Raw genomic sequence first — 8,615 nt, 5'->3', positions numbered from 1 at the left:
GTATCCCAAGCGCCTGGAGTCCAAGGCTTCAGCCTTGGAGCGCGCCAAGGCTGAAGCCTTGGACTCCAGACAGAGGCGACGCGGTCAGCGAGTGCGATTTAACTTAAATGGCAGTGCGGCGCGGTTCCCGTCGTCCCCGGCAACTGAGCCGTACGACAGAATGACGCATTGAAAAACTTTGCGTCTTTGCGTCTTTGCGTGAAACGAATACCACGTCCCTGATGACCGGGTCTCGGTTCATTTATCCGGGTCTGCGCCCAGCGCCCGCAGCGTCGCTGGTGGATGCGCTGCGCTTATCCACCCTACCGATGCATCCGCTGGTATGGTCATTTCCGGAAATCACCTTTAAAGGCTCGTCACCAGGAGACCTGCCGCCAGCCCCTTCTCCGCGCTCCTGACATCAGGCCAATCCCAAGCAGCAGGCAGGCCAGGGTGGCGGGCTCCGGAACCTGCTGCACGAAGTCTGCATCGGTCAGGGTTATGGGTCCGACACCGGTCGGCGCGCCGCCATTTCCGGTGAAGGTCCCCATGTCGCCGGAGCCGAACCCCGCGGCGAATTCAATGGTGTCCGCATTGTGGGTTCCCAGGTATTGGATGCCGCCCAGCGCCGGACCCGGCGAGTAGAGCCAAGCCAAGGCGCTGGTCGCATCGCCGAGGCCATAGGTCCAGCCGTTGTACGCGAACGAGAATGCCATCAGCGCCGACGTGAAATCGCCGCCCGCATCGACCAGGCTGGCGTCGTCATAGGCGAATGACCCGGCCCCCACCCCGGGCACGCTCATGCTGTACTCCACCAGAGCGGCGCCGGCCGGGGGGACCGCCAAGGACGCGGCCAAGGCCGCAGCGATTGCCAAAGGACGTTTGATGCGCATGGGATGACTCCAGGATGGTTTGGTTTCTTAGCTTCTAGCTGCTAGCAACTAGCAGCTAGCAGCTAGCAGCTAGCAGCTAGCATCTTTCTAAAAAACCACATTCGCCGGTTGACACAGGGCGGCGGCGGTCACTCCCGCCCCCTTCACCAGCGCGTAATTGACCGGGGCATAGACGGTACCGGCGGTGCCGTCCCGGTCCAGCCGCACCAGGGCACCCCCGCTGCCGTTCAGACACTGGACATGCCCGCTGGCCAGGGGATCGGCGCCCGCGTAGCCGATCGCTTGCAGCACGCCGCGCACGTCGAGCCGGTCCTCGCCCAGGGCGAAATCGTTGATGATGTCGGAGTCTGGGAACCAGTTCCATACCACCGCATCGCGCCCCGCCCCCAGGGTGATCACCTGACGGCCTTTGGCAGAGATCACCAGGTCGTCCCCGGCCCCCGCGTTCACACTGGTGTTGGCCGTCACCGTGGTGAGGATGTCCGAGCCCGCCGTGCCGCTCAGGGCCGGCGTGGTCGCGGTCGGCGCCAGGTGCTGCTCCATGGCCCCCATGTCCACGACGCCATCCTGGATGCGCGCCTGGCCGGCCAGGTCCGTGGTGCCGACGGCGGCGCTGTTGTCCCCCGCGTTCAGAGCGGGCGAATCCGCCGCGGCGATGCGCACGTCACCGCGGGCCGGGTCGAGCAGCCTGGGATCGGCGTCGCGATTGCCGCCGCCGTCGTCCCCAGGCCCCACCCAGCCGGCACCGCTGGCGCCCGCCCCCTGCACGATGCTGTGGGTCACCTCGGCCGTCGCCCCCGAGACCAGGCTCAAGGCCCCGCCCGTGTTGCCCCACAGAATGCTGTTGTCCAGGGTCAGCGAGGCCAGATCCCCACGCACGGCCCCGCCGCCGGACGCGGCGGCATTCTGGGCCAGGGTCACCCCGGCCAGGGAGAGGCTGCCGCCGCTCTGGAACAGGGCCGCGCCGGCCGGGGCGGCGTTGCCGGTGAAGGCGCTGTTGGCCAGGGTGGTGTCGCCGCCCAGGGCGTCGAGTGCCCCCCCGCTCTCCGCCGCCCGGTTGCCGATGAAGTACACCCGTGCGATCTCCGGTGAGGCACCGAGGTCCAGCCAGCCGCCGCCCCGACCCGCCTCGCCGCTGCCGCCGGCATCGCCCGCGGTGACGAAGAAGCCATCGACCCGCGGCGGGGCACTCAGGGCCTGGGTGCTCACCACATGCAGGCTGTTGGTCCCCTGGAGGTCGGCCACCGACTCCGCCAGGGCGTTGCCGTCCGGGTCCAGGTCGTCCTGGCCGATGTCCCCGCTCAGCACGGTGCGGTTGCGCCAGGGGTCGCGCTGGTCCGCCAGGGTCTCGCTGCCGACGAAGCCGCCGAGGAGTTCGACCCCGCTCGGCAGGTCGAAGCTCGCCGCCGGGTCGTCGCTGTCGGTGCCGGCGGCCTCGTCCGGGTTATGGACCCCGGCCGCCACCCAGATGGCCCCGCCGCCGGTGATGCCGGCCTCCAAGGCGTCCTGCAGGGTCCCGAAGGCCGCGCCCCAGGACAACCCATCCCCCGCGGCCGCGACCAGGGCGTTGACGTAGTAGACGGGGCAGTCGTCGCCGCGCCCATCGCCGCTCGTGTCGGTCTGGCCCGGGTTGCCGATGGTCGGGCAGTTGTCCAGACCGACCGCCACCCCATCCCCGTCGGTGTCCCCACCGAAGCTCCCGGTGCAACTCAAGTCCGCGTCCGGCATGGTGAACAAGGGCGCGCAGGGGGCCGGGACCCAGCCGGCGAAGGCATAGCCCCCGGCCGGGGTCGCGGTCAGGGCCACCGGCGCGAAGGGCGGATAGTCCCCGCCGCCGCCCACGCTGCCGTTACCCCCCGAGGCCGCCAGCACCGAGCGCTTGGCCAGGGCCACCCGGTAGTCCGGCGCTGAGCCTGCAAACTTCACCCAGCCGAGGTTCTCCCCCCAGGCATAGCCCGAGAAGGCCCCGCTGGCCGGGTCTATGGTCACCCCGCCGCTGGCCGCCCCGAAGTTGAGCCAGCCCGCCGTCTCGGACCAGGCGTAACCGGAGAGGACGCCGTCGCCCGCCCGGTTCACCCCCCAGTCGTCCGGTTCGCTGTTGGCGTAGGAATGCGCCCCGCCGCCACTGTGGGAGCCGAGCCTGACCCAGCCGAGGTTCTCCGCCCAGGCAAAGCCCTCCAGGTGGTCAGCGTAGACCTGCACGGCGCCGGAGCCGTCCCGGTGGTTGATCCAGCCAAGGTTCTCGCCCCAGGCGTATCTGTCCGCAGGATCGATGGAAGCGGCGAGCGAAGAGCCGCTGGCCGCCAGAAGGAGCAGGCCCAGCGCGGCGCGCGGAAGGGTTGTGTATTGAGACATCAACGTGGCTCCTGTTGTCATGGTGTTCGGGCCAAGGTCGAATCGGCAGCCGGTACGGGCAAGGGGATGGGGCGCGGCAGCGGCTCAGGGTCGGGCTGCCAGCGTCATTGGGCCCTGGTTACCAAGGCCCAGAGACTGGCAAGTAGCGCCGGGGGCCGCCTCCCGCAGCGGATTCTTGCCCAATCTCCGAGCTTGGTAACGAGGACAACCGATGCGCTCGGCGATGCGTCGCTGCTTGTCATCGCCCTGCCAGGCGATGGCCACCGAGTGCCCGGCGCGGACCAGCTTACCGACGTATTGGTCGATCCCGCTCTTGGGGAAACCCCCGAGCACCACCGGGTCGTCCACCGCCCCGGCCATCTGGAGCTTCAGGCCGGTAATAGCCGAGACCTGCCGCGCCCCCTCGTCCATCACCTGCATGAAGGCGCCCACCTGCATCAGGAGCACATAGCCATCGGCCTCGCGCTGCAAGGCCCGATAGGCATCCGTCAATTGCTGGGAAACGACCATCGCCGTACTCATCAGATAGGTTAAAAAAAATGCGCGCGACAGGGGGGCAAGCACCCCTGTACCCCCCAAAGGGTCAAAGCGCCCAAAGGGCCAAAGTGCCAAAGGGCCTATTGTCCGCCCCGCACCGGCCAGACGTAGCCGCTAAAGGTCTTGCCGCCCGCGAGCTCGAGGCCGCCGTAGAGGTTCACGAGCCACGCCCAGCTCGTGTCGTCGGCGTCGGTAGTAGCAGACCAATAGTAGCTGGCCTGCACGCCCGAGAACGGGGCTGGGGACGCGAGGAGAACAGGTGCCGTTCCATTGGTCGGCCCGTCCAGCTCTGCTCGTGTCGGTAGCCGCCATTCATAGGCGGTAGAGCCGTCGGTCAGGCCACAAACCCCGCTCACGACTGCACTGCTCCAAACTTGGGCGTTCTCCCAAGTAAGGGGACCGGTCTTGTTGATCGTGGCCAAGTTGGCACTGCAGTTGGCGTTCTTCATCCACACCAGACAGCGTCCGACATTACGGTTGGTGGTATCGCCCAACAAATCGGTCACCGTCCCGTTGCCGTTGTCGCACCAGCGGCCGCGACGCAGGGTCCCGGATGCGCAGTTACAGCCACCGTAGACGCCGCCGCTAACCCCAAAGATGCTCACACCCTGCCGAATGTTGCCCGCGGCAAGGTTTGCATCCCCCGCCACGCTGCCGCTGCCGTTGTGGTAGCCGGCGCTGATGGCCTGGGCGGCGGCGCCGGGGGTGATGTTCTGGGCGCCGATGTTGGGCATGGTGCCGGTGCCGGCGCCGGAGGCGTTGGAGAAGCTCACGCCGTTCAGGACCTGGGCGGCGGTCGCCGCGCCCGCTGCCTGTACCACGGAGCCGCCGACGCCGAAGAGGGTGACGCCGCTGCGGATGTTGCCGGCGGTGAGGTCGGCATCCCCGGCGACGCTGCCGCTGCCGTTGTGGTAGCCGACGCTGATGGCCTGGGCGGCGGCGCCGGGGGTGAGGTTCTGGACACCGATGTTGGGCATGGTGCCGGTGGCGGCGCCGGAGGCGTTGGAGAAGATGACGCCGGTCAGCACTTGGCCCGCGGTCGCCGCGCCGGTTGCTTGCAGCACCGAGCCGTCGATGCCGAAGAGGTTGACGCCGCTGCGGATGTTGCCGGCGCTCAGATCCGCATCCCCGGCGACGCTGCCGGTCCCGTCGTGGTAGCCCTGGCTGATGGTCTGGGCCGCGACGCCTGGGGTGATGGTCTGGGCGCCGATGGTGGACATGGTGCCGGTCCGAGTGCCCCAGGCACTGCCCTTCAGGCCCCAGAAGGTCTTGCCGATTGGTACGTCGGCGGGGGCGGCACCAGCGGTGTCATCCACCGCCGGGGCCTTGCCCATCGCCTCGTTCAGGGTGTGACCCGTGCTGCCGGGGCCGGCCGTGGGCGCGACGAAGGGGCCGGTGCGAAGCGCCCCCGGGGCGCCGCTGTCGAGCCGTTGGTAGAGGTCCTCCAGGGTGAACATGGCACTGCCTGGATTGTCCGGGGCGGCCGGGGGGGTCAGGCTGCCGGCCTGGGCACCGCCGACAAGCAGCAGGCCAAGGGCGAGGGCAAGGCGGAGGGGCGTTCGGGTGTGGGTCATGACAGGCTCCTGACGGTCGCGAGGCCGCGTGCTTGGGCTGGGTTGGTTCGGGCACAGACAACAGGGCACCGGCAAGCGCGCCTGCCGGCGGTGGAGAAACGGGTGGATGCACGGGGGTCAGCCCCGATGAAGCGCGGGGCGCGCGTGCATGCGAGGGTCCGCAGCACGACCGGAAAGGATGGCGAAGGCCCCAGATAGGCATTGACAGACGCGGAAGTCGCTAAAGAATCGGGCGACGGGCGACGCTACGGCGCGCGGTGAAGGACGATCCATGGTTCCGGTCCTATTGGCCCACTCGCAAGGGCCGAGCGGGGGCATGCACTGAGTTCAGTTGGGCCAATCGTATGCCCTCAGGTTCGCCGTTGGCAATAGGCGATCTTGCGTAAGGCAGGTGGGCGAGTCGAGCGGTCCGGGGGTGGGAGGGGGCGTCCCGCGAGACCCGCGGCGGGGTGACGCCTGGTGATCGGCCGCGGGGCGCCGGGGTCGTCCGGCGCGGTGTCGGACCCGTGGTAGTGCTGACCAGGAAATGCCCTGATCGAACGGGAACTGCGGTGCGGGTTGCGCCCGCGCATCCCAGTCCGGCAGCGGCGCGAGGAGATCATTCCAGGCGGGCGGTCCGCGGGCCGGGGCGATTCGTGGAGGCTGGGCGGGCTCGCCCGGCCGCGTCAGGGTCCGTGCCACCGGCGCGGCCCGGTGACGCAGGCGATCCAGGCGCAGTTCTGCGCCGCACTGCGGGCACCGCCCAGCCCCCGAGTGGCCGGTCCAGGGCGGTCAGCCGGTGCGCGGTGAAGCGCTCGTTGCGCCGCGGTTGTCAGTGCCGAGGGCGCTTGAGCCAGGCCTCGACGACCGCGGGGTCGAGACCGCGGAGTCGTTCCTCTGCATCCAAGCCGCGCAACCGCTCCTCCGCGGCCAGGCCGCGCAGCCGTTCCTCAGGGTCCAGCCCACGCAGCCGCGCGTCCAGCGGGAGTTGCTCCACGATGGCCTGGATCTCGTCCGAATCGAATTCATGCAGGTGCTCGATGAACAGACGGCGGGTGTCGTGCTCAAATTCCTCCATCGTGTAGGCCATGTCGGGTACCTCGATACGGTAATGGAAATACAGTTGCCCCAGCAGACCGCGGCTCTGCGGATTGCGCGGGTGGTAATTGCGCAACCCGCGCCGCACCCGCTCCAGGCGGGCGCTGAAGACCTCCCAGGGGGCGTTGCGCGGATGCGCCGCGATCTCCCCGAGAAGAATCAGTCGAATGGTCCGCCCGCCCCAGCGCAGATCGAACACCCCGGCCCAGGGGGTGCTGGTCAGGGTGCCAGTGGGCAGTTGGGCAGTCGGTGAGCGCGATGCCGAAGAGTCGGTGCCAGGGGGTGAGGGTGTCCATGGGTACAAGTGTAGCAGCGGGGCGGGGACCATCCGCTTTCGGCCGAGGTCCAGGACGGCGCACCCGCAGCTCTTGCCGCATGCCCCACCAAGGGGGCTGTGCTCCCCTAAGGATCGGAAATTCAACCACCGAGACCCGCTATGGCCCCGATCGTAGCCGCGCTCAGGACACCGGGCAAGCGGCTATTGGCTGAGTTGGGTGGTCGGCCAGGGCTGCGGCTTCCAGGCTGGCCTGGATCGGATCAGGCTTGCGGCATGCGTCCGTCCGACTCTGGGGCCGGCTGCGCAAATGGCGCACCCCAGACTTGCCGTGACGAGCATTCTGTCATACACTCTGACATACATGACCGCCAACCCCAGAGCATCCGATGAGAATTAACGCCAGGCTCGACGAGGACCAGGCCCGTAAGGTGGACTATTTGCGCGAGCGCACCGGGCAGAGCGTCACCGACGTCATCCGCGCGGCGATCGAGCGCTATCACGCGCAGATCAGCGCACAGCGGGAGCGGCCGGCCGCTGTGCTGGCACGCACCGGCTTCGTCGGCTGCGGCGAGGCTGACGCAAACCTCTCGCGAGATTACAAACGCTTGCTCGCCGAGTCTCTTGACGTCAAACATGGTCATCGCTGACACCGGATTCTGGCTCGCGCTGGCCAACCCCCGCGATTCGTACCACAAGGCGGCGAGCGACTGGCTCGATCGATCGGACGAGGGGTTGGCGACGACCTGGCCGGTCGTGACCGAGACCTGTCATCTGCTCATCGTCCGGATCGGTGCCCATGCCCAGCAGTCGTTCGTCCGCAGCCTGCGCCAGGGTGCAGCCGAGATGGCCCCGCCGAACGCCGACGACCTGCCGCGGATCGAGGCACTGATGGCGAAGTACGCGGACCTGCCCATGGACTTGGCCGATGCCTCGCTGATTATCCTCGCCGAGCGCTTGGGACATGGCCGAATACTGTCCACCGACGAGCGGGATTTCCGCACCTATCGGTGGAAGCGGCATGCGCCGTTCGAGAATCTGTTGGCGATTTGATCCTTGGCGTGAGCGCTGCGCTTGCGAGGGTCACGGGGCCGGATCGACACCCAAGGCGCGCAGTTGCGCCGCGAGCCGGTCGGCACGGGCCTGCTCCTGCTCAAACAGGGCCCGCTCCTGCTCAAACAGGGCCCGCTCCCGCAACACCGCCTCCTGGAGGGTCGGAACCAGGGCGCCGGTGTCATCGTAGAAGCGCAGCAGTCCATCCAGCACCCCCAGCGCCAACCCCAGGACGCCGCTCGGCAGGTGGCCCCGGGCATCCGCGGCAATCCGTCGATAATGGCCTTCCACCAGGCCGAAACCGCACAACTCACCGGTCTCAGGCGAGAACCAGAAATACTCCGGGGTCCGAAAGACCGTTTCATACAGGGTCTTTTTCAAGGTCCGGTCGGTGCGGGCGGTCTCGTCGGAGAGCAGTTCGATGATGAGGTCCGGATAGCGTCCCCCCTCCAGCCAAACGGTCCAGGAACGGCGCGGGCGCCGCTCCACGTCGCGCACCACGAAGAAGTCCGGGCCGCGCAGTTCGCGGCGGCTGGACTGGTCACGCCGGAAATAGACGCTCAGGTTCGCGCCGACGAAAAAGTCGTCCCGACCGCGCCAGTGCCACTCCAGGGTGCTGACCAGCAGGGCCAGTTGGTCGTAGTGCAGGGAACTTTCCATCTCGGGTTCGTCGCTGTCGGGTTCCCGGCCCTCGACGAAGGACCGGCGCAATGCCTCGGCGGTCTGGGACACGGTGAATGACCTCCCGGCTCTGGGTGTGGGGGAAAGTATGGCGCCAACGGGGCGCCTGGGGAAGGCCGCACCTCAAGGGCGCGGGCGATCAAGACTGATGTGATGACCGAGATCCCGGGTACGCTGTCGTTGTCGTTGTCG

General features: G+C 68.3%; 8 protein-coding genes. 2 read left to right on the top strand and 6 right to left on the bottom strand.

All coding sequences use genetic code 11. The features are described from left to right. Nucleotides 1–356: 356 nt before the first annotated feature. From QZY48_RS31615 to QZY48_RS31595, 5 genes are all read right to left on the bottom strand, one after another. Complete coding sequence (locus tag QZY48_RS31615) at nucleotides 357–872, bottom strand: PEP-CTERM sorting domain-containing protein (RefSeq protein ID WP_295438155.1); 516 nt, start codon at nucleotides 870–872, stop codon at nucleotides 357–359. An 87-nt stretch (nucleotides 873–959) separates the two neighbouring features. Beyond that, a complete protein-coding gene (locus QZY48_RS31610; protein WP_295438153.1) occupies nucleotides 960–3,227 on the bottom strand; it encodes a choice-of-anchor Q domain-containing protein in 2,268 nt (755 codons plus the stop codon). Nucleotides 3,228–3,311: 84 nt separating this feature from the next. After that, nucleotides 3,312–3,749 (bottom strand): hypothetical protein, encoded by a 438-nt coding sequence (locus QZY48_RS31605; protein WP_295438151.1) that lies wholly within the window; start codon nucleotides 3,747–3,749, stop codon nucleotides 3,312–3,314. Nucleotides 3,750–3,844: 95 nt separating this feature from the next. Next, nucleotides 3,845–5,338: a DUF1566 domain-containing protein gene (locus QZY48_RS31600; protein WP_295438149.1), complete on the bottom strand. Its 1,494-nt coding sequence runs from the start codon at nucleotides 5,336–5,338 to the stop codon at nucleotides 3,845–3,847. 811 nt (nucleotides 5,339–6,149) lie between these two features. Further along, on the bottom strand, nucleotides 6,150–6,743 hold the full coding sequence (locus tag QZY48_RS31595; protein ID WP_295438148.1) for a hypothetical protein: 594 nt from the start codon (nucleotides 6,741–6,743) through the stop codon (nucleotides 6,150–6,152). A 335-nt stretch (nucleotides 6,744–7,078) separates the two neighbouring features. On the opposite strand from QZY48_RS31595, the gene QZY48_RS31590 reads away from it, so the two are divergent. Beyond that, nucleotides 7,079–7,339, top strand: a complete 261-nt coding sequence (locus tag QZY48_RS31590; protein ID WP_295438147.1) for a ribbon-helix-helix protein, CopG family — start codon at nucleotides 7,079–7,081, stop codon at nucleotides 7,337–7,339. Further along, the gene (locus tag QZY48_RS31585) at nucleotides 7,326–7,742 is read left to right on the top strand and encodes a PIN domain-containing protein (RefSeq protein WP_295438144.1); all 417 of its coding nucleotides are present in this window, start codon (nucleotides 7,326–7,328) and stop codon (nucleotides 7,740–7,742) included. The genes QZY48_RS31590 and QZY48_RS31585 overlap by 14 nt, the downstream gene beginning before the upstream one ends. A gap of 30 nt (nucleotides 7,743–7,772) precedes the next feature. On the opposite strand, the gene QZY48_RS31580 is transcribed toward QZY48_RS31585, so the two are convergent. Next, a complete protein-coding gene (locus QZY48_RS31580) occupies nucleotides 7,773–8,474 on the bottom strand; it encodes a Uma2 family endonuclease (RefSeq protein WP_295438143.1) in 702 nt (233 codons plus the stop codon). Nucleotides 8,475–8,615 lie beyond the last annotated feature (141 nt).

Origin of the sequence: uncultured Thiodictyon sp., assembly GCF_903828115.1 — a bacterium.
Classification (GTDB): domain Bacteria; phylum Pseudomonadota; class Gammaproteobacteria; order Chromatiales; family Chromatiaceae; genus Thiodictyon.
The sequence above is the reverse complement of the archived record's forward strand: the minus strand, read 5'-3'. Positions and strand labels throughout refer to the sequence as shown.